The sequence below is a fragment of the Pseudomonas sp. SJZ079 genome (assembly GCF_007993865.1).
In the GTDB taxonomy this organism is placed as follows: Bacteria; Pseudomonadota; Gammaproteobacteria; order Pseudomonadales; family Pseudomonadaceae; genus Aquipseudomonas.
The window spans coordinates 1-1,836 of sequence record NZ_VIUH01000053.1 but is presented as its reverse complement, the minus strand read 5'-3'; the positions used below and the strand labels follow the sequence as shown (position 1 = coordinate 1,836).

General features: G+C 66.0%; 1 protein-coding gene. It reads left to right on the top strand.

What is annotated here, in order from left to right; translation table 11 throughout:
- Window positions 1-1,746, top strand: a 1,746-nt coding sequence (gene gcl / locus FBY03_RS22905; protein ID WP_256678027.1) for a glyoxylate carboligase, incomplete at its 5' end; no start/stop codon positions are given.
- Window positions 1,747-1,836 lie beyond the last annotated feature (90 nt).

The window sequence follows — 1,836 nt, the reverse complement described above, 5'->3', positions numbered from 1 at the left end:
GTACTGGTGATGCGCCGCGAAGGCGTTGACACGGCGTTCGGCATTCCCGGCGCGGCGATCAACCCGCTGTACGCCGCCCTGCAGAAAGTCGGTGGCATCGACCACGTCCTGGCGCGTCACGTCGAGGGCGCCTCGCACATGGCCGAGGGCTACACCCGCACCAACGCCGGCAACATCGGCGTGTGCATCGGCACCTCCGGCCCGGCCGGCACCGACATGGTCACCGGGCTGTACTCCGCCTCCGCCGACTCCATCCCGATTCTGTGCATCACCGGCCAGGCGCCGCGTGCGCGCATGCACAAGGAAGACTTCCAGGCGGTCGACATCACCAGCATCGTCAAGCCGGTGACCAAGTGGGCGACCACCGTGATGGAGCCGGGCCAGGTGCCGCGCGCCTTCCAGAAAGCCTTCTATGAAATGCGCAGCGGCCGTCCGGGTCCGGTGCTGATCGACCTGCCGTTCGACGTGCAGATGGCCGAGATCGAGTTCGACATTGACGCCTACCAGCCGCTGCCGCTGGCCAAGCCGACGGCCAACCGCATCCAGGCCGAGAGAGCCCTGGCCATGCTCAACGACGCCGAGCGCCCCTTGCTGGTCGCCGGCGGTGGCATCTTCAACGCCGACGCGGCGGACAAGCTGGTCGAGTTCGCCGAGCTGACCGGCGTGCCTGTGATCCCGACCCTGATGGGCTGGGGCGCGATTCCCGACGACCACAAGCTGATGGTCGGCATGGTCGGCCTGCAGACCTCGCACCGTTACGGCAACGCCACCCTGCTGGCTTCCGACCTGGTATTCGGTATCGGCAACCGCTGGGCCAACCGCCACACCGGTAGCGTCGAGGTCTACACCGAAGGCCGCACGTTCATCCACGTCGACATCGAGCCGACGCAGATCGGCCGCGTATTCAACCCGGACCTGGGCATCGTCTCCGACGCCGGCGCCGCGCTGGAGGCCTTTATCGAAGTGGCCAAAGAGTGGAAGGCTGCTGGCAAGCTGAAGGACCGCAGCGCCTGGGTCGCCGACTGCCAGGAGCGCAAGCGCACCCTGCAGCGCAAGACCCACTTCGACAACGTGCCGGTCAAGCCGCAGCGCGTCTACGAGGAAATGAACGAGTTCTTCGGCAAGGACACCTGCTACGTCAGCACCATCGGTCTGTCGCAGATCGCCGGCGCGCAGTTCCTCCACGTCTACAAGCCGCGCCACTGGATCAACTGTGGTCAGGCCGGCCCGCTCGGCTGGACCGTGCCGGCGGCACTGGGTGTGGTCAAGGCCGATCCGACCCGCAAGGTGGTGGCGCTGTCCGGCGACTACGACTTCCAGTTCATGATCGAAGAGCTGGCGGTCGGCGCGCAGTTCAACCTGCCGTACATCCACGTGGTGGTGAACAACTCCTACCTGGGCCTGATCCGTCAGGCGCAGCGCGGTTTCGAGATGGACTACTGCGTGCAGCTGGCCTTCGAGAACATCAACGCGCCGGAGATCAACGGTTACGGCGTCGACCACGTCGCCGTGGTGGAAGGCCTGGGTTGCAAGGCGATCCGCGTGTTCGAGCCGAACGACATCCAGGCCGCCCTGGCCAAGGCCAAGGCACTGATGGAAGAGCACCGCGTGCCGGTGGTGGTGGAGATCATCCTCGAGCGGGTGACCAACATCTCCATGGGCGTCGAGATCAACGCGATCAACGAGTTCGAAGCGCTGGCCGAGCGCGGCGCCGATGCGCCGACTGCCATCTCCCTGCTGGATTAAGACCAACTCCGTAGCCCGGCTGTAATCCGGGGCCACTCGATCCCCCGGATTGCATCCGGGCTACGCCAAGAAGGAGCATCCCATGCCCCG